15 protein-coding genes are annotated in these 22,581 nt (G+C 65.8%); 14 read left to right on the forward strand and 1 reads right to left on the reverse strand.

The features are described from left to right. The first annotated feature begins 108 nt into the window (after positions 1-108). The 7 genes from GU920_RS12650 to GU920_RS12680 all read left to right on the forward strand — a co-directional run bounded on the left by GU920_RS12650 (position 109) and on the right by GU920_RS12680 (position 13,090). Entirely contained in the window at positions 109-2,502 is a 2,394-nt protein-coding gene (locus tag GU920_RS12650; protein WP_161767455.1) for a glycogen/starch/alpha-glucan phosphorylase, read from the forward strand. A gap of 36 nt (positions 2,503-2,538) precedes the next feature. Continuing rightward, positions 2,539-4,722: a 1,4-alpha-glucan branching protein GlgB gene (glgB, locus tag GU920_RS12655; protein ID WP_161767456.1), complete on the forward strand. Its 2,184-nt coding sequence runs from the start codon at positions 2,539-2,541 to the stop codon at positions 4,720-4,722. Between the two features lie 47 nt (positions 4,723-4,769). Further along, complete coding sequence (glgC, locus tag GU920_RS12660; RefSeq protein ID WP_161768074.1) at positions 4,770-6,041, forward strand: glucose-1-phosphate adenylyltransferase; 1,272 nt, start codon at positions 4,770-4,772, stop codon at positions 6,039-6,041. A gap of 85 nt (positions 6,042-6,126) precedes the next feature. Beyond that, positions 6,127-7,560 carry a glycogen synthase GlgA gene (gene glgA, locus GU920_RS12665; protein WP_161767457.1) on the forward strand — a complete coding sequence of 478 codons (1,434 nt, stop codon included), beginning with the start codon at positions 6,127-6,129 and terminating at the stop codon, positions 7,558-7,560. Beyond that, the gene (gene glgX, locus GU920_RS12670; protein WP_328799267.1) at positions 7,557-9,695 is read left to right on the forward strand and encodes a glycogen debranching protein GlgX; all 2,139 of its coding nucleotides are present in this window, start codon (positions 7,557-7,559) and stop codon (positions 9,693-9,695) included. Before glgA ends, glgX begins: the two co-directional genes overlap by 4 nt. After that, positions 9,692-11,320, forward strand: coding sequence for an alpha-D-glucose phosphate-specific phosphoglucomutase (locus tag GU920_RS12675; protein ID WP_161767458.1), 1,629 nt, complete (start codon positions 9,692-9,694; stop codon positions 11,318-11,320). Before glgX ends, GU920_RS12675 begins: the two co-directional genes overlap by 4 nt. 234 nt (positions 11,321-11,554) lie before the next feature. Beyond that, complete coding sequence (locus tag GU920_RS12680; RefSeq protein ID WP_161767459.1) at positions 11,555-13,090, forward strand: trimethylamine methyltransferase family protein; 1,536 nt, start codon at positions 11,555-11,557, stop codon at positions 13,088-13,090. Here the strand turns inward: GU920_RS12680 and GU920_RS12685 are convergent. Beyond that, the gene (locus tag GU920_RS12685) at positions 13,087-13,545 is read right to left on the reverse strand and encodes a lytic transglycosylase domain-containing protein (protein ID WP_161767460.1); all 459 of its coding nucleotides are present in this window, start codon (positions 13,543-13,545) and stop codon (positions 13,087-13,089) included. The two genes, GU920_RS12680 and GU920_RS12685, sit on opposite strands and share 4 nt — an antisense overlap. Before the next feature lie 178 nt (positions 13,546-13,723). Here GU920_RS12685 and GU920_RS12690 point away from each other — a divergent pair, with 178 nt between their 5' ends. The 7 genes from GU920_RS12690 (at position 13,724) to GU920_RS12720 (ending at position 22,278) form a co-directional block, all read left to right on the forward strand. After that, on the forward strand, positions 13,724-14,407 hold the full coding sequence (locus GU920_RS12690) for a response regulator transcription factor (RefSeq protein ID WP_161767461.1): 684 nt from the start codon (positions 13,724-13,726) through the stop codon (positions 14,405-14,407). A gap of 64 nt (positions 14,408-14,471) precedes the next feature. Next, positions 14,472-15,662 (forward strand): FIST N-terminal domain-containing protein, encoded by a 1,191-nt coding sequence (locus GU920_RS12695; RefSeq protein ID WP_161767462.1) that lies wholly within the window; start codon positions 14,472-14,474, stop codon positions 15,660-15,662. Further along, entirely contained in the window at positions 15,659-17,866 is a 2,208-nt protein-coding gene (locus GU920_RS12700; RefSeq protein ID WP_161767463.1) for a hybrid sensor histidine kinase/response regulator, read from the forward strand. The genes GU920_RS12695 and GU920_RS12700 overlap by 4 nt, the downstream gene beginning before the upstream one ends. Positions 17,867-18,017: 151 nt before the next feature. Further along, positions 18,018-18,542 (forward strand): CoxG family protein, encoded by a 525-nt coding sequence (locus GU920_RS12705; RefSeq protein WP_161767464.1) that lies wholly within the window; start codon positions 18,018-18,020, stop codon positions 18,540-18,542. A 45-nt stretch (positions 18,543-18,587) separates the two neighbouring features. Next, positions 18,588-19,073: a (2Fe-2S)-binding protein gene (locus tag GU920_RS12710; RefSeq protein ID WP_161767465.1), complete on the forward strand. Its 486-nt coding sequence runs from the start codon at positions 18,588-18,590 to the stop codon at positions 19,071-19,073. A 24-nt stretch (positions 19,074-19,097) separates the two neighbouring features. Beyond that, the gene (locus GU920_RS12715) at positions 19,098-21,476 is read left to right on the forward strand and encodes a xanthine dehydrogenase family protein molybdopterin-binding subunit (RefSeq protein WP_161767466.1); all 2,379 of its coding nucleotides are present in this window, start codon (positions 19,098-19,100) and stop codon (positions 21,474-21,476) included. A 13-nt stretch (positions 21,477-21,489) separates the two neighbouring features. After that, entirely contained in the window at positions 21,490-22,278 is a 789-nt protein-coding gene (locus GU920_RS12720) for an FAD binding domain-containing protein (RefSeq protein WP_161767467.1), read from the forward strand. Positions 22,279-22,581: the final 303 nt, after the last annotated feature.

The following is a 22,581-nucleotide window of genomic DNA, read 5'->3' on the forward strand; positions in this document are numbered from 1 at the left end:
GGGCTGCTCTGCCCGGAACCGGCTTGGCCTGTCTGGCGCGTGTCGCTTGACGGCGCATCGGGGCCGCTTAGGGTTGGCTGCGTGGTGGCATCATGCGGATAGAGTGACGTGAACGATCTGAGCCTGACCCCGAACCTGCTGCAAGCCGATATCGCGCGGCATCTGACCTTCACGCTGGGCAAGGACGCGCCCAATGCCAGCATCTATGACTGGCGGATGGCGCTGTCCTTTGCGATCCGTGACCGGATCGTGGAGCCTTGGTTTGCCTCGACCCGCCGCACCTGGGCCGAGGATCGCAAGCGCGTCTATTACCTGTCGATGGAATTCCTGATCGGGCGGCTCTTGGAGGATGCCACGACGAACCTTGGCCTGCGCGACATCGCGGTGGAGGCGATGGCGGGCTTTGGGCAGGATTTCCGGGCCATCGTCGAGGATGAGCCCGACGCCGCGCTGGGCAATGGCGGGCTGGGGCGGCTGGCGGCCTGTTTCATGGAAAGCATGGCGACGCTGGGCTGTCCGGCCTATGGCTATGGCATCCGCTATGAGCATGGGCTGTTCCGGCAGCGGTTCGAGGGCGGCCAGCAGGTGGAAACGCCAGAGGACTGGCTGAACCAGGCCCATCCGTGGGAATTCGCGCGGCCGGAGAGCGCCTATACCATCCCGTTCAAGGGGCATGTCGAGACGCGCGACGGGCGCGAGGTCTGGGTGCCCGGCGAAACCGTGCGGGCTGAGGCGCATGACACGCCGGTGATCGGCTGGCAGGGCAAATGGGCCAATACGCTGCGCCTCTGGGCGGCGAAGCCCACGACGCTGTTCGATCTGGAGCGGTTCAACCGGGGCGATTATGCGGCGGCGGCGGAGCCCGAGGCGCTGGCGCGGACGCTGAGCCGCGTGCTCTATCCCGATGACACCACCTATCAGGGCAAGGAGTTGCGGCTGAAGCAGGAGTTTTTCCTGACCTCGGCCGCGTTGCAGGACATTCTGCGGCGTTACCTTGCCAAGCATGACGATCTGCGCGCGCTGCCCAAGCATGTGGCGATCCAGATGAACGACACCCACCCGGCGATTGCCGGGCCGGAGCTGATCCGCCTGCTGGTGGATGAGCATGGCATGGCTTTTGACGAGGCGCTGGAGACGGCGCGGGGCTGTCTGGGCTATACCAACCACACGCTGCTGCCCGAGGCGCTGGAGCGCTGGGCGACGTTTACATTCGGCAATGTGCTGCCGCGCCACATGCAGATCGTGGAGCGGATCGACAGCTGGCACCGCCGCACCTATCCGTCGCGGCCCCATTATGTGGGGATCGTGAAGCATCACGAGGTGCGGATGGGCGAACTCGCCTTCATCATGGCGCATAAGGTGAATGGCGTCTCTGCGCTGCATTCCGACCTTGTGAAGAAGAACCTGTTTCCCGAACTGGAGCGTCTGCATCCCGGGCGGATCATCAACCAGACCAATGGCGTGACGCCGCGGCGCTGGCTGAAGATGGCGAACCGCCCCTTGGCCACGCTGATCACCGACACGATCGGCGAGGGCTGGGAGGCCGATCTGGACCGTCTGCGCGGGCTGGAGCCGCATGTGGGAAGCCGACCCTTCCGCGAGGCGTTTGGCGCGGCGAAGCGGGCCAACAAGGTGGCGCTGTCGAACTGGATCGCGGCGGAATGTGGGGTGAAGGTATCGCCCGATGCGCTGTTTGACGTGCAGATCAAGCGCATCCACGAATACAAGCGGCAGCTTCTGAACATCCTTGAGACGATCGCGCATTGGAACAAGATCCGCGGCAATCCCAAGGGGCCTTGGGTGCCGCGGGTGAAGATCTTTGGCGGCAAGTCGGCGCCGGGCTATGCGGTGGCCAAGGAGATCATCCATCTGATCAACGATGTGGCGGCCGTGATCAACAACGATCCGGTGACGGGCGATCTGCTGAAGGTGATCTATCCGCCCAACTATAACGTCAGCATGGCCGAGCGGCTGGTGCCGGCGGCGGACCTGTCGGAGCAGATCTCGACCGCGGGCAAGGAGGCCAGCGGCACGGGCAACATGAAGTTCATGATGAACGGCGCGCCCACCATCGGCACGCTGGACGGGGCCAATGTGGAGATCCTGCAGGAGGTGGGGGCGGAGAACTTCTTCCTGTTCGGGCTGACGGCGGAAGAGGTGATGCGCCGCCGCGAGGACCCCGAACATGCGCGCAAGGCCATCGAGGCGAGCCAGCCCTTGCAGGATGTGCTGCAGATGATCGCGGAAGGGCGCTTTTCGCCCGGGCAGCCGGACCGCTATCATGGGTTGGTGCACCGGGTCTGGCATCATGACTATTTCCTCGTGGCGTCGGACTTTGATGCCTTCCACGCCGCGCAAGGCGAGGTGGACCGCGCCTATGCCGATCGCGACCGCTGGCTGGGCATGGCGGCGATGAACACGGCGCGGTCGGGCTTCTTTTCATCGGACCGGACGATCCGCAGCTACATGGATGACATATGGGGGGTCACTTCGGCCCTGTGACGGGCCGGGGTGGCGCCTTTTGGGAGGGGGGCAGCCATGACCGCAGAGCTGATTGATCACGGCGCGGCGCGGGCCATCATGGAAGGGCGGCATGGCGATCCGTTCTCGGTGCTGGGTTTGCACAAGCGGGGCGGTGTCTGGGTGGTGACGGCCTTTGTGCCGGGGGCAGAGCGGCTGGCGGTGCTGACCGGCAAGGCGGGCAAGGCCATCGCGGCGGAGGCCATTCCCGGCTGCGAGGGGGTGTTCTGTGCCGCCCTGCCGCGACGGGCCGACTATCGCCTGCGCGCCGAAGGCCAAGGCGCGGTGTGGGAATTCGATGATCCCTTCCGCTTTGGCCCCGTGCTGGGCGAGATGGACGAATATCTGCTGGGGGAAGGCACGCATAAGCGGCTGTGGCAGGTGCTGGGCGCGCATGTGATCACCCATGAAGGCGTGGAGGGCACGCATTTCGCCGTCTGGGCGCCCAATGCCGAGCGTGTCAGCGTGGTGGGCGATTTCAACATCTGGGACGGGCGGCGCCATCCGATGCGGCGGCGGGGTGCCACGGGCGTGTGGGAGACCTTCATCCCCGGTCTGGGTGAGGGGGCGACCTACAAATATGAAATCCGCGGCCAGCATGGCTATGTCGGGCCGCTGAAGGCCGATCCCGTTGGCTTCGGATCGGAACATCCGCCCGCGAATGCATCGGTGGTGCGGCGGATCGGCGGCGGGTTCGACGATGCGGACTGGATGGCATCGCGGGCGGCGCGCCATTCCATCGACGCGCCCATATCCGTTTATGAGGTGCATCTGGGATCGTGGCGGCGCGCGCCGGGGGACCGGATGCTGTCCTATCTGGAACTGGCCGAGCAGTTGGTCGAGTACGTTGCCGATATGGGGTTCACCCATATCGAGCTGATGCCCGTCAGCGAATATCCCTTTGACGGCAGCTGGGGCTATCAGCCGGTGGGGATGTTTGCACCCACGATCCGCCATGGCACGCCGGGCGAGTTCCGCGCGCTGGTGGATGCGGCGCATCGGCGGGGCTTGGGGGTTCTGCTGGATTGGGTGCCGGGGCATTTCCCGACCGATCCGCACGGGCTTGGCCGGTTTGACGGCACCGCGCTTTATGAACATGCCGACCCGCGCGAGGGGTTCCATCAGGATTGGAACACTCTGATCTACAATTACGGGCGGGTGGAGGTGGCGAATTACCTTGTCTCCAACGCGCTGTATTGGCTGGAAGAGTATCATGTGGACGGGCTGCGGGTGGATGCCGTGGCCTCCATGCTCTATCGCGACTATTCGCGGAAAGAGGGCGAGTGGATCCCCAACAAGGATGGCGGGCGCGAGAATTACGAGGCGGCGGCGCTGCTGCGGCGGATGAATGTCACCGTCTATGGCGAAGTGCCGGGGGTGATGACGGTGGCCGAGGAAAGCACGGCCTTCCCCGGCGTGTCGCGGCCTGTGGATCACGGGGGCCTTGGCTTTGGCTTCAAGTGGAACATGGGCTGGATGAACGACACCCTGTCCTACATGCAGAAGGACCCGATCTATCGGCAGTATCACCACCACCAGATGACATTCGGGCTGCATTACGCGTGGTCGGAGAATTACATCCTGCCGATCAGTCATGACGAGGTGGTGCATGGCAAGGGCAGCATGCTGGAGAAGATGCCGGGGGATGGCCCGGAGAAATTCGCCAATCTGCGGGCCTATTACGGGTTCATGTGGGCGCATCCGGGCAAGAAACTGCTGTTCATGGGATGCGAGTTCGCGCAGGGCCGTGAGTGGAACCACAACCAGAGCCTTGACTGGCATCAGTTGGACATTCCCGAACATCGCGGCGTGCAGGCCCTGGTGCGCGATCTGAACCGCGCCTACCGGGAGAACCCGGCGCTGCATGTGAATGACACGCGTCCCGAAGGGTTCCAGTGGATCGAGAGCAATGATGCGGGCGCGTCGGTCTATGCCTGGGTGCGCAAGGGGGGACCGCGCGATCCGATGGTCGTGGCGGTGGTCAACATGACGCCGGTGGAGCGGCAGTATCGGCTGGGCCTGCCTGCGGGCGGCCATTGGGACGAGATCCTGAACACGGATGCGGGCGTCTATGGGGGCGGCAACCGGGGGAACATGGGCGGGGTGACGGCCGAGGCGGTGGCATGGCACGGGCAGGCGCAATCGGCGCTGGTCACGCTGCCGCCCCTGTCGGCGGTCTGGTTCCGTCAGGCGGGTGCGTGAGGGTTAAGCGATAAGCGGCAAAGCCGCATAAGGGAGGGAAAACCATGATGAAACCGAGACCGAACGCGCGCCTGTCGAGCCAGGCGATGGCCTTCGTTCTGGCCGGGGGGCGGGGGAGCCGGTTGAAGGAGTTGACCGACCGGCGGGCGAAACCTGCGGTCTATTTCGGCGGCAAGACGCGGATCATCGACTTTGCCCTGTCGAACGCGCTGAATTCCGGCATCCGCAAGATGGCGATTGCCACGCAATACAAGGCCCATAGCCTGATCCGGCATTGCCAGCGGGGATGGAACTTCTTCCGGGCGGAGCGGAATGAATATCTGGACATTCTGCCCGCGTCGCAGCGGGTGGATGAGACGAAGTGGTATCTGGGCACCGCCGATGCCGTGGCGCAGAACATCGACATCGTGGACAGCTATGGCATCAAATATGTGATCGTTCTGGCGGGTGATCACATCTACAAGATGGATTACGAGATCATGCTGCAACAGCATGTCTCGACCGGTGCCGATGTGACCATCGGCTGCCTGACCGTGCCACGGATGGAGGCCACGGCCTTTGGCGTGATGGCGGTCGACAAGGAGATGCGGATCACTTCCTTCCTTGAGAAACCGAAAGACCCGCCGGGGATTCCGGGCGACCCGGATCATGCGCTGGCCTCGATGGGGATCTATGTCTTTGACTGGGCCTTCCTGCGCGATCTGTTGATCCGGGACATGGATGACAGCAATTCCAGCCATGATTTCGGCAATGACCTGATCCCGGCCATCGTGCAGAACGGCAAGGCCATGGCGCACAAGTTCGCCGATTCTTGCGTGAAATCGGGGTTGGAGGATGAACCCTACTGGCGCGATGTGGGGACGATTGATGCCTTCTGGCAGGCCAATATCGACCTGACGGATTTTGTCCCCAAGCTGGACATCTATGACAATACCTGGCCGATCTGGACCTATTCCGAGATCGTGCCGCCCGCGAAATTCATCCATGACGAGGATGGGCGGCGGGGGATGGCGATTTCGTCGCTGGTGTCGGGGGATTGCATCGTGTCGGGGTCGGAGGTGCGCAATTCGCTGCTGTTCACCGGCGTCAGGACGCATTCCTATTCCAGTCTGGAATATGTGGTGGCCCTGCCGCGCGTGGTGGTCAACCGCAAGGCGGAGCTGACGAACTGCGTGATCGACAGCGGCGTGGTGATCCCGGAGGGCCTTGTCGTGGGGCAGGACCCGGAGGAGGACGCGAAGTGGTTCCGCCGCAGCGAGGGCGGGATCGTGTTGATAACACAGGATATGCTTGACGCGCGGGCGCGGAAGTTGTCCTGACTTGGAGGCCTGAGGCAGCGGGGGGGCCACCCGGCCCCCCCGCACCCCCCGGGCGCGATGCTCATGCCGATGGAAGGGGCCGGGGATGGAAATCAGGGGACGGGTGCTGTCGGTCGCGTCGGAATGTGTGCCCCTGATCAAGACCGGGGGGCTGGCCGATGTGGTGGGCGCGCTGCCCGGCGCGCTGCGGGCGGAAGGCTGGGAGATGCAGGTGCTGCTGCCTGCCTATCGGCGCCTGCGGGACCTGCTGCCCGGGATGGGCGAGGTGTGGCGCGAGCCGGATCTGTGGGGCGGCGAGGGGGTCGTCTATCAGGGCGAGGTGGAGGGGGTGCCGGTCCTGTTGCTGGATGCGCCGCATCTCTATGACCGCGAGGGCGGCCCCTATAACAGCGCGGGCGGCGACTGGCCCGACAATCCGCAGCGCTTTGCCGCCCTGTCCTGGGTTGCGGCGCGCATGGCGCGCGAGGGGTTCGCGGGCTGGAAGCCCGATGTGCTGCATGCCCATGACTGGCAGGCGGGCTTTGCCCCGGCCTATCTGGCCTATGGCGGATCGGGGGGCGTGGGATCGGTGATCACGGTGCATAACGTAGCCTTTCAGGGCTGGGCCGATGCCGGGATGCTGGGCATGCTGCGCCTGCCGCGCGAGGCGTTCCATCCGGGGCAGTTGGAGTATTACGGGGGGCTGTCGAGCCTGAAGGCGGGGCTGGTTTCGGCGGATCGGATCACCACGGTGTCGCCCACCTATGCGCAGGAACTGATGCGGCCCGAGTTCGGGATGGGGATGCAGGGCGTGATCGCGGCGCGGTCGGGCGCGGTGTCGGGGATCCTGAACGGTGTGGATACTGGCGTCTGGTCGCCGGAGACGGAGCCCATCGCCTTTTCCGCGCGCGCGATGAAGGGCAAGGCGCAGGCGCGCGTGGCCCTGTGCGAGGAGTTCGGCCTGTCTGTTCCCGACGGGCCGCTGGCCATCGTGGTGAGCCGCCTGACGGATCAGAAGGGGATCGACCTTCTGCCGCAGGTGGTGCCGGACCTGATCGCCGCCGGGGGGGGCTTGATCGTGCTGGGATCGGGCGATCCTGCGCTGGAGGCGGCGATGCGCGGGCTGGAGAGCCGCTTCCCCGGCCGGGTGGCGGTGCGGATCGGCTATGACGAGGGGTTGTCGCACCGGCTGTTTTCGGGCGCGGATGCCGTGCTGGTGCCGAGCCGGTTCGAACCCTGCGGGCTGACGCAGATGTATGGGCTGCGCTATGGCACGATCCCCGTGGTGGCGCTGGTGGGGGGATTGGCGGATACGGTAATCCATGCGTCACCCGCCGCCCTTGCCGCTGGGGTGGCGACGGGGGTGCAGTTCCACCCGACCGATGCCGTGGCCTTTGCGCAGGCGCTGCGGCATCTGGTGGCGCTCTATCGTGATCCCAAGACATGGGTGCGGATGCAGAAGAACGCGATGACCCATCCGGTGGGTTGGGAGACGAGCGCCGCCGCCTATGCCGCGCTTTATGCGGGGCTGGTGGCGTGACACCGCAGCAGGCGCTTTTGCCCCCGCGTGCGGGGGGCCACGCCATCACCGCGGGGCGCCCCTGGCCCATGGGGGCGAGCTTTGATGGCGAGGGAGTGAATTTCGCGGTCTTTTCCGCCCATGCCGAAAAGGTGGAGCTGTGCCTGTTCAGCCCGGACGGGCGCAAGGAGCTTGCCCGGCTGGCGCTGCCGGAACGGGATGGCGACATCTGGCATGGCCATGTGGGCGGGTTGATGCCCGGCACGCTGTACGGCTTTCGCGTGCATGGGCCGTATCAGCCGGAACAGGGCCATCGCTTCAACCCCCACAAGCTGTTGATCGACCCTTATGCCCGCGCGCTGGAGGGGCGGCTGAAATGGTCGGATGCGCTGATGGGCTACAAGGTGGGCAGTTCGCGCGGGGATATATCCTATGACACGCGCGACAGCGCTTTTGCGGTGCCCAAATCGGTGGTGGTGGATACGTCCTTCATGTGGGGCGAGGATGCCGCCCCGCGCGTGCCCAACGCCGAGACGGTGGTCTATGAGGCGCATGTCCGGGGCATGACGATGCTGAACCCCGGGGTGGAGAAGGGCCTGCGGGGCAGTTTCCTTGGCCTCGCATCAGATGCGGTGATCGAGCATCTGGTGAAGCTGGGGGTGACGAGCCTTGAGTTGCTGCCGGTGCAGGCCTTTGCCGATGAGCGGTTTCTGATCGCCAAGGGGCTGCGCAATTACTGGGGCTATCAGACCATCGGGTTCTTTGCGCCCGAGCCGCGCTATCTGGCCAAGGGGCAGGTCTGGGAATTCCAGTCCATGGTGCGGCGGTTCCATGCGGCGGGGATCGAGGTGATCCTCGATGTCGTCTACAACCATACGGGCGAGGGGGATGAGTTCGGGCCGACCCTGTGCTTTCGGGGGTTCGACAATGCCAGCTATTACCGCCTGCTGCAGGGCGGGCGGCATTATGTGAACGACACCGGGACGGGGAACACGCTGAACCTGACGCATCCGATGGTGCTGCGCATGGTGATGGATTCCTTGCGCTATTGGGTGGAGGTGTGCCACGTCGACGGGTTCCGCTTCGATCTGGCCACCGTGCTGGGGCGCGAGGCGCATGGATTTGATCCGAATGGTGGCTTCTTCGATGCGATCCGGCAGGACCCGGTGCTGAGCCGGGTGAAGCTGATTGCCGAGCCATGGGATATCGGGCCGGGGGGGTATCAGCTGGGCGGCTATCCGCATCCGTTTCTGGAATGGAACGACCGCTTTCGCGATGGCGTGCGGCGCTGGTGGAAGGGGGATCCGGGGATGGCGCCGGATCTGGCCAAGCGTCTGTTGGGCAGTGCCGAGCGGTTTGATCATCACGGGCGGGCGGCGACGTCTTCGGTGAATTTCGTGACGGCCCATGACGGGTTCACGCTGGAGGATCTGGTCAGCTTTACCTTGAAGCGCAACTTCGCCAATGGCGAGGAGAACCGCGACGGTCACCATGACAACCATTCCGACAATATGGGGGTGGAGGGGCCTTCGGAGGATCCGGCAATCCGTGCGGCGCGCGATCTGCGGAAGCGCAACCTTCTGGCCACGCTGATGCTGGCGCAGGGGGTGCCCATGCTGCTGGCGGGTGATGAGGTGGGCCACAGTCAGGGCGGCAACAACAACGCCTATGCGCAGGACAATGAGACGACGTGGATCGACTGGGCGAAGGGGGACCGGCGGCTGGCGGCCTTCACGGCCCGGCTGATCGCCCTGCGCAAGGCGCATCCCGTGTTGCGGCAGCGGCGGTTCCTGCATGCGCAGGCGCGGCCAATGGACGGGTTGCCCGATGTGATCTGGCGCCGGGCCGATGGGCGCAGCCCTTCGCCGCAGGACTGGCATGATCCCGGCTTTCGCTGTCTGGGTGTCGAGTTGCGGATGGCGGCCGAGGGGGGCGATCCGGGCCATCCCGCGATCTATGCCGTCTTCAACACGGGTGCGGAATCCGTGTTGCGCCTGCCCGACACGGCGCCGGGCTGGGAGTTGATCCTCGATACCACGCGGCCCGATCTGGAGATCGCGCCCGGGGGGCCGGGGACGCGCGCGCCGGCGCAATCGGTTCTGGTGTTCCGGTCGCTTGCGGCCAAGTCCAAAGATCTTTCGGGAGGAAAGTCATGACCATCCGCATCATCCCCACGACGCCCATCGCGGGGCAGAAGCCCGGCACGTCGGGGCTGAGGAAGAAGACCCCGGTCTTCATGGGGCATCACTATCTGGAAAACTTCGTCCAGAGCATCTTTGACGTGGTGGGCGCGGCGGGAAAGACCTTCGTGCTGGGCGGGGACGGGCGCTATTTCAACGATCGCGCGGCGCAGGTGATCCTGCGGATGGCGGCGGCGAATGGGGCGGCGCGGGTGATCGTGGGGCAGGGGGCGATCCTCTCTACCCCGGCGGCGAGCCATCTGATCCGGCTGAACAAGACGGATGGCGGGATCATCATGTCGGCGTCCCATAACCCCGGCGGACCGGAGGAGGATTTCGGGGTCAAGTTCAACATGCCCAATGGCGGGCCTGCGCCCGAGGGCGTGACGGAGGCGATGTATCGCCGCACGACCGAGATCACGGAATACCGGATCGTCGAGGCGCAGGATTTGGATTTGTCCCGCGTGGGGCGGACCGCGCTGGCGGGGATGGTGGTGGATGTGGTCGATCCCGTGGCCGATTACGCCGCGCTGATGGAGACGCTGTTCGATTTCGGGGCGATCCGGGCGATGTTCGCATCCGGGTTCCGGATGCGGATGGACAGCATGTGCGCGGTGACGGGGCCTTATGCGGTGGAGATTTTGGAGCGGCGGCTGGGCGCGGCGCCGGGGACCTGCGTCAATGCCGTGCCGTTGCCGGATTTCGGGGGGATGCACCCCGATCCGAACCCGACCTGGGCCAAGGCATTGATGGATGAGATGTTCGGGGATGCGGCGCCGGATTTCGGCGCGGCGTCCGACGGGGACGGGGATCGCAACATGGTGGTGGGGCGGGGGATTTATGTCTCGCCCTCTGACAGCCTTGCGGTGCTGGCGGCCAATGCGCATCTGGCGCCGGGCTATGCGCAGGGGTTGAAGGGGGTGGCGCGGTCCATGCCCACCTCGGCCGCCGCCGACCGCGTGGCGGCGGCGCTGGGCATCGGGCATTACGAGACGCCGACGGGGTGGAAGTTCTTTGGCAATCTTCTGGATGCGGGCCGTGCGACGATCTGTGGCGAGGAAAGTTTCGGCACGGGGTCCGACCATGTGCGCGAGAAGGACGGGCTTTGGGCGGTGCTGTTGTGGCTGAACATATTGTCGGTGCGCAAGCAGACGGTGGCGGAGATTCTGGCAGAGCATTGGGCGCGGTTCGGGCGGAACTATTACAGCCGGCATGATTTCGAGGCGATCGCCACGGAGAAGGCCGATGCGATGATGGGCGCGCTGCGGGGGGCGCTGGCGGGGCTGAAGGGGCAGGTGGTGGAAGGCATGGTGATCGCGGCGGCGGATGACTTTGCCTATACCGATCCGGTGGATGGATCGGTCAGCACCAAGCAGGGCGTGCGGGTGATGTTCGAGGACGGGTCTCGCTTCGTTCTGCGCCTGTCGGGGACGGGGACGGAAGGGGCCACGCTGCGGATGTATCTGGAGCGGTTCGCGCCGGGGCCGGACGGTTTGGACCTTGACCCGCAGGCGGCGCTGGCCCCGGTGATCGCGGCGGCGCATGGGCTTGCGCGGATCGCGGAGTTCACGGGCCGCACAGCGCCCGATGTTGTGACCTGAGGCCACGGTTTTCAGGCGGAGCGCCGCGCGAAGGGCGCGGCGCGCACCTTTTGCCTCGGCTGCGCGGCGTGCCGCCGCTTGCCTCAGGCTGGGGGCGCTTCGCCCCCCAGACCCCCCGAGGGTATTTGAGCCAAGATGAAGGGCGAGGGCGGTTTTGGTCCTTTGCTGTCGCGTTTCTGGGGGATTTTCGGGGCGGGGGGGCGTCTCCTTGGCTAGGCAGCGGGGAGGCATCGCATGGACGAGGTTCGGCATCAGCGGGCGGGGCGGGCGGCGCGCACGGCGGAGCGGGCACGCAAGGCCGTGCGGGTCGGGCGGCCCTATATCACCCGCAACATTCCCCCCTATGACGTGCTTGGAGAAGAGAGCCTGATCCGCATCGAGCGGGCGGCGGATCGGATACTGGCCGAGACGGGGATCGAGTTCCGCGATGATCCCGTGGCGCTGGCGCATTGGCGGCGTGCGGGGGCGGAGGTCGAGGGCGTGCGGGTGCGTTTCCCGCCGGGGATGCTGCGCGAGGTTTTGGCAAGCGCGCCTGCGGAATTCGTGCAGCATGCGCGCAATCCGGCGCGGTCGGTGGTGATCGGGGGGAGGTCGGTCGTCTTTGCGCCGGCCTATGGCAGCCCCTTTGTGATGGACCTCGACAGGGCGCGGCGCTTCGGGACGCTGGAGGATTTCCGGAACTTCATCAAGCTGGCGCAGGCGAGCCCCAATTTCCACCATTCGGGCGGGACGATCTGCGAGCCCACGGATATTGCCGTGAACAAGCGGCATCTGGACATGGTGCTGGCGCATCTGACGCTGAGCGACCGGCCCTTCATGGGATCGGTCACGGCAGAGGAGCGGGCCGAGGACAGCATCGACATGGCGCGGATCGTCTTTGGCCGCGATTTCGTGGATGCCCATTGCGTGATCCTTGGCAATGTGAACGTGAATTCGCCGCTGGTCTGGGACGGGACGATGACGCGCAGCTTGCGGGCCTATGCGCGGGCAAATCAGGCGGCGGTGGTGGTGCCCTTCATCCTTGGGGGCGCGATGGGACCGGTGACCAATGCAGGCGCCATCGCGCAATCGCTGGCAGAGACGATGGCGGGCTGCGCGCTGACGCAGCTGGAGCGGAAGGGCGCGCCGGTGATCTTCGGCAACTTCCTGTCGTCGATGTCCTTGCGGTCGGGGTCGCCCACCTTTGGCACGCCGGAGCCGGCGATCGGGTCGATGGTGATCGGGCAGTTGTGCCGCCGGTTGAACCTGCCGTTGCGCTGTTCGGGGAATTTCACGACGTCAAAGCTGCCCGATGGGCAGGCGATGATGGAAGGGACCATGTCCATGCTGGCCGCTGTCCATTGCGGGGCGAATTTCATCCTGCATTCGGCGGGGTTTCTGGATGGCCTGCTGTCCATGTCTTACGAGAAGTTCATGCTGGATGCCGATCTTTGCGGCAGTCTGCATGCCTATCTGGACGGAGTGAGGATCGACGACGACCAATTGGCGGTGGAGGCCTTTGCGGAAGTCGGGCCGGGGAACCATTTCTTCGGCTGTTCCCACACCATGGCGCATTACGAGACGGCCTTCTGGGACAGCGAGTTGTCGGACAACGAGCCTTTCGAGAAATGGGAGGCGGCGGGGGCGGCGGATGCGGCCAGCCGCGCCAACCGGGCGTGGAAGCAGCGGCTGGCCGAGTATGAGGCGCCGCCGATGGAGGCGGGGATGCGCGAGGCGCTGGAGGCCTTCGTCGCCCGGAAGAAGGCGGCGATGGCCGATATGTGGTATTAGGAGCGCAGGCCCGTCTCTTCCAGAAGGCCCATGCGTTTGGCTTCGTAGTAATAGCCCCGGCGATACCACATATGCGCGCGGTCATGGTTTCCGCGCGCCACGAGCCAGGCCCCGCGCAGGTATTTGCCCGCATAGATCATGTTGGTTTCGGCATCCAGAAGCTGGGACGGATCACCGCGAAAGCCCATGGTCCGGGCCGTCTGCGGGTGGATCTGCATCAGCCCGTAATAGGGGCCGTTGCGGGCGGCGGGGTTGTAGCCGCTTTCGCGGCGCACGGTTTCGTGGATCAGGCTTTCGGGGATGTCATAGACGCGGGCGTATTTCGTGATCAGGCGGTTGATCTCGGCCGGGCCTTGGGGGCCGCGCGCCACCTCGGGCTCGGGCGGGCGGCCGCCGCAGGCCGCAAGTGCGGCGGGCAGGGCGAGGGCGAGGAGGGCGCGGCGGGAGAGGGACATGCGGGGAAGCCTTTGAAAAACCCTGTTGGGGTGGTGATAGCGGGCGGGGGCGTGCAGGAAAAGCCCTGCGCTGGGGCGGCTGCGGAAAGCCGCGCGGCTTAGGACCTTTGGCGCGGTTGCGGGGGTGGGGGCGGGGCTGTTAGCCTTGGCGGTAGTTTTTGCAGGCGGGGCGTGCGCGATGGACGGGGAGAGAGGCAGGCTGTCTTCGGCGCTGATCGTGGATGACCATCCGCTGTTCTGCGATGCCCTGTCGATGACGCTGCGCGCCGTGGCCGGGATCGAGACAGTGGAGACTGCGGACCGGCTGGAGACCGCGCTGACGCGGCTGGAGCTTTCGCCCCTGCCCGATGTGGTGGTGCTGGATCTGAACCTGCCGGATGTGAACGGGCTGGACGGGCTGATCCGGCTGCGGGCCACGGCGGGGGATGTGCCGGTGGTGGTGGTGTCGTCGCTGGCCGACAACCGGGTGATCGGGGCGGCGCTGCGGGCGGGGGCGGTGGGGTTCGTGCCCAAACATTCGCGGCGCGAGGTGTTCAAGGCGGCGTTTGACGCGATCCGGGCGGGGGATGGCTATGTGCCGGATGGTTTCGTGCCGCAGGCCGATCCCAAGGCGCCTGCCAACCAGCAGGAAGAAGCCATCGCGCGCCTGGCGCTGTTGACGCGGCAGCAGGCCAAGATCCTGCAACTGATCTGCGAGGGGATGCTGAACAAGCAGATCGCCTATGAGCTGTCCATCGCTGAGACGACGGTGAAGGCGCATGTCACCGCCATCATGCGCAAGCTGGGAGTGCAAAGCCGGACGCAGGCGGTGCTGATCGCGCAGGAGGCGAGCTTTGACCGGCTGATGCCCGAGGCGGGATGAGGCTTGCCGCGACCGGGGGTGGGGGCTAGCCTTCCGGGACGCAGCACGCGTTTGGGAGGGCGCGATGAACCAGCCGACGGGGGAATTCCCGGTAGATTTCGGCGCCGGCCTGCCGCTTTTGGCGCGGGCGTCGGTGCCTGTGGACGTGGCCAACCCGCTGCGCAGGCTGGAAGAGGCGCTGGGGCCGGGGCCGTTCGCGCTGGTGGTGCTGTTCGTGTCGCCCGATGCCGATCTGGATGCGCTGGCGTTGCGTCTGCCGGGGCGGTTCGGGGGGGCGCCGGTGGTGGGCTGTTCCACGGCTGGCGAGATTTCGGCGGCAGGCTATACCGAGGGCGAGATCGTGGCCGTGGGCCTGCCTGCGGCGCATTTCGCCGCCGATGTGGTGCTGATCCCCGATCTGTCGGTGCTGGAGCGGGAGGCGCTGATCGGGCGGCTGATCCGGTCGCGGCAGGGGTTGGCGCGGGCGCGGCCGGACTGGGAGGGGGAGTTCGCCTTCCTGATGGTGGATGGCCTGTCGGTGCGCGAGGATGAACTGGCGGCCGCGCTGGCCTCGGGTCTTGGGCCGGTGCCGCTGTTTGGCGGATCGGCGGGGGACGGCACGCGGTTCAAGGCGACCTATGTGCTGCACGGGGGCCAAGCCTTGCAGAATGCGGCCGTGCTGGCGCTGATCCGCACCGATTGCGGGGTGCGGGTGTTCAGTCTGGACCATCTGCTGCCGACCGAGGCGCGGATGGTGGTGACAGAGGCCGATCCCGCGCGGCGCATCGTGCGGGCGATCAATGCCGAACCCGCCGCACAGGAATATGCGCGGCTGCTGGGCAAGGATCCGGCGCAGCTGACGACCTTCACCTTTGCCGGGCATCCGGTGGTGGTGCGGATCGGGGGCAAGCATCACGTCCGCGCCATCCGCGCGGTGGGCGAGGGGGGGGATCTGGTGTTCTTCTCGGCCATCGACGAGGGGGTGGTGCTGACGCTGGCCGAACCGCAGGACATGGTGGCGCATCTGGAGGCCGAGATGGCGGCGCTGGCCGCGCGGGGGCGGCCTGTGGCGATTTTGGCCTGCGACTGCATCCTGCGGCGTATGGAGGCGCAGGAGAAGCAGAAGACCGGGGCCGTGTCGGCCATTCTGCGCGACAATGGGGTGGTGGGTTTTTCCACCTATGGCGAGCAGTTGAACGCCATGCATGTGAACCAGACGATGACGGGCGTGGCGATCTATCCGCCGCCCGGCAGGCCCGCCGGGGATGCGGGATGATCGAGACGCTGATCAATCCCGCCGATCCGCCCGAGCGGCAGACCCAGAAACTGCTGGCCATTGCGCAGGTGCTGATGCGGCGGGTGGAGCAGATCACCGATGACAGCGGTGCGGCCTATGCCCAGTTCCAGCGCGCGGCGATGCTTGAGGATCAGGTGCGCGAACGCACCCGCGATCTGGAGCGGGCGCTGGACCTGCTGAATGACAGCAATGCGCGGCTGGCCGAGGCCAACCGCGCGACCGAGGCCGCGCGGCAGAACCTCGCCAATGCGATCGAGACGATTCAGGAAGGCTTTGCCCTGTTTGATGCCGACGATGTGCTGGTCATGTGCAATTCGCGGTTCGGGATGCACATGCTGGACCTGCGCGATCATCTGAAGCCGGGCCTGCGCTTTGGCGCCTATGTGGACCTTGTGAGCCGGTCGCGCTTTCTGGAACTGCCTGCGGGAGAGACGCCTGAGGACTGGGCCATCGCGCGCCGCAAGCGGCATCAGGATCGGCATGTGATCTTTAACGTCCGCATGGTCTGGGATCGCTGGGTGCAGGTGAGCGAGCATCGCACCGTGGATGGCGGGACGGTGATCCTGCAGACCGATGTGACCGAGATCATCCGACTGGAACGGTCGGAACGCGGCAAGATGCTGGATGATCAGGCGCAGGTCATCCGTGCGACGCTGGACCATATCAGCCAGGGCGTCTGCATCTTTGATGCCGAGGCGCGGCTGGTGGGGTGGAACCAGCGGCTGGGGCAGTTGCTGGTGATCCCGATGGCGCGGTTCCGCATGGGAGTGAGCTTTGACGCTATCCTTGACCGCTATCGCCCCGATCTGGCCTTTGGCGAGGGGATGACCGAGGCGCGGCTGGGCGACTGGGTGGCGGCGCGCAATGGGCGCGGGGCGATCCGGTTCGAACTGCGGCGTGGGCCGGACATGATCATGGATGTCTTTGCCCAAGGGATGCCGGATGGCGGGTTCGTGATGTCCTTCACCGACGTGACTGCCGAGCGCGCGGCGATCGAGGCGCTGAGCCGCGCCAATGAGACGCTGGAGGCGCGGGTGATGGAGCGCACGCTGGAGTTGGAGGATGCGCTGGCCAATGCCGAGCGCGCCAATGCCAGCCGGTCGCGTTTCGTGGCCGCGGCCAGCCATGACCTCTTGCAACCGCTGTCGGCGGCAAAGCTGTTCATCTCGTCCATCGGGGATGAGGGGCTGGTGCCGGAGGCCAAGGCCACGCTGGAGAAGGCGCAGAATGCGCTTTTGTCGGTGGAAGGTATCCTTGGCGCGCTCTTGGATATCTCGAAGCTGGAAAGCGGGCGGGTGGCGGTGGCGATGGGGCCGGTCGATCTGGACCGGCTGCTGGCGCAGCTGAACGAGGAGTTCGGTGCGATTGCGTCGGCCAAAGGGCTGCGGCTGCGGGTGGTGCGGTCGCGCCTGTCGGTGATGTCGGACCCGGCCTATTTGCGGCGCATCCTGCAGAACCTGATCGGCAATGCGATCCGCTACACGGAACGGGGGCGCGTGCTGGTGGGCGTGCGGCGGCGCGGGGGGATGGTGCGGATCGAGGTGCGCGATACCGGGCCGGGGATCCCGGAAGAGGAACAGGACAACATCTTCAAGGAGTTTCACCGTCTGAACGCCCGCGCCTCGGCGAGCGAGGGGATGGGGCTGGGGCTGGCCATCGTGGAGCGTGCCTGCGCGCTGTTGGGCCATCCTTTGGGGCTGACGTCGCAGATCGGGGTGGGGACCTGCTTCATGGTGCAGGTGCCGTTGGCCGATCCCGGGGCTGGCGCGGCGGAAGGGCCGCGTCCCGGCCCGGGCATCCGCCCGTCGATGCAGAACCGCATCGTGTTTCTGGTGGAGAATGACAGCGACCTGCGCCGCGCCATGGGCCTTTTGCTGGAGAAATGGGGGGTGAGCGTGCTGGACGCCGCCTCGGGCGAGGAGGCGCTGGCGCTGATCGAGGAGTTGGGCATCCTGCCCGACTGCTTCATCGTGGATTTCAATCTGGGCGAGGGGATGGATGGCCTGGGCTTTCTGGCCGAGGTGGGGGCGCGGCACGGGGCGGTGCCTGCGCGCATCGTGACGGCGGACCGCCGCCCGGAACTGCGCGCCGCCTGCGCCGAGGCGGGGGTGGGGTTGATGATGAAGCCGCTGGAGCCGCGCGCGCTGGAGGCCTTTATCGCGGGGCTGCCTGCGGCGGGCTGATGCGCTGGGCTGATACGACGGGCTGATACGGCGGGCTGTTACGGCGGGCTGATGTGGCGGGGATCCGCCCTTGGGCCGGGTCTCTACGACCAATGTTCCATATCGGGCGGCGCATCCGCCGCTTACTCTGCTGGCACGAGAGGGGATTGACATGCAGCTCAGCGATTATCGTGACATCAAGGCCGACCCGGCAACGGTCTGGGCCGCCATCCTGAACCCCGATGTGTTGAAGGAATGTGTACCGGGCTGCGAAAGCATGACCGGCAGCCCGGAAGAGGGGTTCGAGGCCGTGGTGACCCAGAAGGTCGGCCCGGTGAAGGCCACCTTCAAGGGCGCGGTGTCGATTTCGGACCGGGTGGAAGGCCAGAGCCTGAAGATCAGCGGCGAAGGCAAGGGCGGGCCTGCGGGCTTTGCCAAGGGCGGGGCGGCGGTGACGCTGACCCCGATCGAGGGCGGCACCCGGCTGGGCTATGAGGTGGAGGCCAATGTGGGCGGCAAGATCGCCCAGTTGGGCAGCCGCATCATCGACGGCTTTGCCAAGAAGATGGCGGATGAGTTCTTCACCCGCTTTCAGGCCGCCGTCGAAGGCCCGTCGGAGGAAGAGGCCGTGACGGCCGATGCGGGCGAGGGCGGCGAGGAAAAGAAAAAGGGCTGGTTCAAGAAGCTGATCGGCTGAACCTGTTCCAGAGCGTTACCCAGGAATATCCAAGGGAGGAGAACCATGACGAAAGTCACGATGACCGTGAACGGCAAGACCGTCTCGGGCGAGGTGGAGGGGCGGACGCTGCTGTCGTCTTTCCTGCGGGAAGGGCTGGGCCTGACGGGCACGCATGTGGGCTGCGACACATCGCAATGCGGGGCCTGCGTGGTGCATTTGGATGGCAAGGCGGTGAAGTCGTGCACCATGTTCGCCGCCGATGCGGCGGGGGCGAGTGTCAAGACGATCGAGGGGATGAACAATCCCGACGGATCGCTGTCGGTGGTCCAGCAGGCGTTTCAGGATCATCACGGCCTGCAATGCGGCTTTTGCACGCCGGGGATGGTGATGTCTTCCGCCGCCCTTCTGGCTGAGAACCCCAAGCCGACCGAGGCCGAGATCCGGCATTACCTCGAGGGCAATATCTGCCGCTGCACGGGGTATCACAACATCGTAAAAGCGGTGCTGGCGGCGTCCGGGCAGGACGCGGCGGCGATGGCGGCCGAATAAGCGCAGTTTCAGGGAGGGATAAAGATGCCGAAGGATACCGGAATCGGCGCCAGCTCGAAGCGGCGCGAAGATGTGCGCTTCCTGTCGGGGCGCGGGAATTACACCGATGACCTTGCGATGCACGGGCAGACCTATGCGGTCTTCGTGCGGTCGAACGTGGCGCATGGGCGGATCAAGTCGATCGACACAAGTGCGGCGTCCAAGATGCCGGGCGTGCTGGCGATCTTCACGGGCGAGGATTTTAAGGATGTGGGCGGCAACCCGGCGGGCTGGCTGATCAACAGCCGGGATGGCACGCCGATGCGCGAACCCAAGCGCCCGGTGCTGGCCCATGGCAAGGTGCGCCATGTGGGCGATGCCTATGCTGCGGTGGTGGCCGAGACCTACAACCAGGCCAAGGATGCGGCACAGCAGCTGGCCGATGACAGCGAGATCGAGGAACTGCCCGCCATTGTGGACATGCGCAAGGCCGTGGCCGATCCGTCGAACCGCGTGCATGACGAGATCCCCGACAACCTGTGTTTCGACTGGGGCTGGATCGAGGACAACCGCGCCGCCGTGGATGCGGCGTTCAAAAGCGCGCCGCATATCACGACGCTGGAACTGGTGAACAACCGTCTGGTGCCGAACGCGATGGAGCCGCGGTCGTCCATCGGGGAGTATTTCCCCGGCACGGGCGATTACAAGCTGACGACCACCAGCCAGAACCCCCACCTGACGCGGCTTCTGGTGTCGGCCTTTGTTCTGGGTATCCCGGAGAACAAGCTGACGGTGGTGGCGCCCGATGTGGGCGGCGGGTTCGGATCGAAGATCTATCACTATGGCGAAGAGGCGCTGGTTCTGGCGGCATCCCGCAAGCTGGGCCGCCCGGTGCGCTGGACGGCGGAGCGGACGGAAAGCTTCCTGACCGATGCGCATGGCCGCGACCATGTGACCAAGATCGAGATGGCCAGCACCAAGGATGGCGAAATCCTTGCGATCCGCACGGAAACGCTGGCAAATGTGGGGGCGTATCTGTCGAACTTCTCGACCGCGACGCCCACCTTCCTGCATGGCACGCTGATGGCCGGTCCCTACAAGGTGCCGCATGTCTATGTGAACGTGAAGACGGTCTTCACCAACACCGCCCCCGTCGATGCCTATCGCGGCGCGGGCCGGCCGGAAGCCACGTTCAGCATCGAGCGGATCGTGGACAAGATGTGCCGCGAGTTGGGTCTTGACCCGTTCGAGGTGCGGCGGAAGAACCTGATCCAGCCGGATCAGTTCCCCTACACCACGCCTGTGGGCCTTGTGTATGACACCGGCAACTATCAGGCGACGCTCGACAAGCTGATCGAACTGGCCGATGTGGCCGGGTTCGAGGGGCGGGCGGCGGCGTCCAAGGCCAAGGGCAAGCTGCGCGGGATGGGGCTTTCGACCTGGATCGAGGCCTGCGGCATCGCGCCGTCGAACCTTGTGGGTGTGCTGGGCTCTCGTGTCGGTCTGTACGATGCGGCGACGGTGCGGGTGAATGCGACCGGCAATATCAGTGTCATGACCGGGGCGCATAGCCACGGGCAGGGGCATGAGACGGTGTTCGCGCAGATCGTGGCGGAGAAGCTGGGCATCGCGGAATCCTCGGTCGAGATCGTGCATGGCGACACGTCGAAGATCCCGTTCGGCATGGGATCCTATGGGTCGCGCAGCCTTGCGGTCTGCGGGGCGGCGATGACCAAGGCGGTGGACAAGATCATTGCCAAGGGCAAGAAGATCGCGGCCCATATGCTGGAAGCCAGCGAGAACGACATCGTCTTTGCGGACGGCAAGTTCAGCGTGGCGGGCACCGACAAGGCGAAAAGCTTCGGCGAGATCGCCTTCAGCGCTTATGTCCCGCATAACTATCCGCTGGAGACGCTGGAACCGGGGCTGGAGGAGACGGCCTTCTACGATCCGGCCAACTTCACCTATCCCGCAGGCGCCTACCTGTGCGAGGTAGAGGTGGACCCGGAGACGGGCAAGGTGGATATCGCGTCCTTCACCTGCGCCGATGACTTTGGTCATGTGATGAACCCGATGATCGTTGAAGGGCAGGTGCATGGCGGCGTGGGGCAGGGGATCGGTCAGGCCCTGCTGGAGAACACCGCCTATGACGAGAACGGCCAGCTGCTGACGGCGTCCTACATGGATTACGCCATGCCGCGCGCCGATGACGTGCCCTTCTACACGGTGGACCATTCCTGCGTCACGCCCTGCACCCACAACCCCCTTGGGGTGAAGGGCTGCGGCGAGGCCGGGGCCATCGGATCGCCGCCTGCGGTGGTCAATGCGGTGATCGACGCGCTGCATCGCGGTGGTCATACGCATGTGAAGCATATCGACATGCCGGTCTCGCCGTCGCGGGTCTGGCAGGCGATCAACGGCTGAGGGAGGACGGACCATGCACAATTTCGATTTCGTGAAACCCTCGAGCATCGCGGATGCGGTCAAGGCCCTGTCGAAAGAGGGGGCGCAGGCGCTGTCGGGCGGGCAGACCCTGACGCCCACGATGAAGCAGCGCCTTGCCGCGCCCACGGTTCTGGTCAGCCTGACGGGCATCGACGAGATGAAGGGCGTCTGCCTTGGCGAGGATGGCCTGTCGATCGGGGCAGCCACCCCGCATGCGGTGGTGGCGAAAGAGGCGGCCAAGCATTACCCCGCGCTGGCCATGCTGGCGGGCGGGATCGGCGATCCGGCGGTGCGCAATCGCGGTACCATCGGCGGTAGCCTTGCCAATAACGATCCGGCGGCCTGCTATCCGGCGGGCGTGCTGGGATCGGGGGCGACGGTGGTGACGAACCGCCGCAAGATCGCCGCCGATGATTACTTCCAAGGCATGTTCACCACCGCACTGGAGGAAGGCGAGATCATCACCGGCGTCACCTTCCCGATCCCGGAGAAGGCGGCCTATGTGAAGTTCAACCAGCCTGCCAGCCGCTTTGCCCTGACCGCCGTCTTTGTGGCGAAGTTCAAGGATGGCGTGCGCGTGGCCGTGACCGGGGCCAGCAATGACGGCGTGTTCCGCTGGTCGGAGGCGGAAAAGGCCCTGTCGGGCCATTTCGCGGCCTCGGCGGTGGAGGGGCTGAGCGTGTCGTCCGACGGCATGATCGGCGATCTGCACGGGACACCCGCCTATCGGGCGAACCTTGTGAAGGTGTTGACCAAACGCGCGGTTGCTGCCGCGCAGTGATTGCGGGCGTCTGAAGGTTCTGGGGGGCGCTGTTTCAGGCAGCGCCCCTTTTTGCTGTGGCAGAACATCCCCGGACTTTGTGCCTGATGGCAGGTCCGGGGCGCGGGGTTTGTTGCAGCTTACAGGGCGCGCCTTTCTTGCGCCCTGTCGCCCGTTTTTCGGGCGCCCGGGTCACGCGTCTGTCATGCAAGCGGGCTATGGAGACATCAGGCGGATGTGACGAGCCACCACAGCTTGAGGGGCTTGCCACAAGTGGCCCGCCATATATAGTTCAAACCGACGGGGCGGGGCTCCCCGCCCTGC

This window comes from Paragemmobacter ruber (assembly GCF_009908315.1).
GTDB lineage: Bacteria > Pseudomonadota > Alphaproteobacteria > Rhodobacterales > Rhodobacteraceae > Paragemmobacter > Paragemmobacter ruber.

What these genes read in the sequence shown, in the direction of transcription:
- GU920_RS12710 (WP_161767465.1), top strand. Translation starts at nt 18,588, where the DNA reads ATGACGAAAGTCACGATGACCGTGAACGGCAAGACCGTCTCGGGCGAG.
- GU920_RS12705 (WP_161767464.1), top strand. Translation starts at nt 18,018, where the DNA reads ATGCAGCTCAGCGATTATCGTGACATCAAGGCCGACCCGGCAACGGTC.
- glgB (WP_161767456.1), top strand. Translation starts at nt 2,539, where the DNA reads ATGACCGCAGAGCTGATTGATCACGGCGCGGCGCGGGCCATCATGGAA.
- glgC (WP_161768074.1), top strand. Translation starts at nt 4,770, where the DNA reads ATGAAACCGAGACCGAACGCGCGCCTGTCGAGCCAGGCGATGGCCTTC.
- GU920_RS12715 (WP_161767466.1), top strand. Translation starts at nt 19,098, where the DNA reads ATGCCGAAGGATACCGGAATCGGCGCCAGCTCGAAGCGGCGCGAAGAT.
- GU920_RS12690 (WP_161767461.1), top strand. Translation starts at nt 13,724, where the DNA reads ATGGACGGGGAGAGAGGCAGGCTGTCTTCGGCGCTGATCGTGGATGAC.
- GU920_RS12720 (WP_161767467.1), top strand. Translation starts at nt 21,490, where the DNA reads ATGCACAATTTCGATTTCGTGAAACCCTCGAGCATCGCGGATGCGGTC.
- GU920_RS12685 (WP_161767460.1), bottom strand. Translation starts at nt 13,545, where the DNA reads ATGTCCCTCTCCCGCCGCGCCCTCCTCGCCCTCGCCCTGCCCGCCGCA.
- GU920_RS12680 (WP_161767459.1), top strand. Translation starts at nt 11,555, where the DNA reads ATGGACGAGGTTCGGCATCAGCGGGCGGGGCGGGCGGCGCGCACGGCG.
- GU920_RS12695 (WP_161767462.1), top strand. Translation starts at nt 14,472, where the DNA reads ATGAACCAGCCGACGGGGGAATTCCCGGTAGATTTCGGCGCCGGCCTG.
- GU920_RS12700 (WP_161767463.1), top strand. Translation starts at nt 15,659, where the DNA reads ATGATCGAGACGCTGATCAATCCCGCCGATCCGCCCGAGCGGCAGACC.
- glgA (WP_161767457.1), top strand. Translation starts at nt 6,127, where the DNA reads ATGGAAATCAGGGGACGGGTGCTGTCGGTCGCGTCGGAATGTGTGCCC.
- GU920_RS12675 (WP_161767458.1), top strand. Translation starts at nt 9,692, where the DNA reads ATGACCATCCGCATCATCCCCACGACGCCCATCGCGGGGCAGAAGCCC.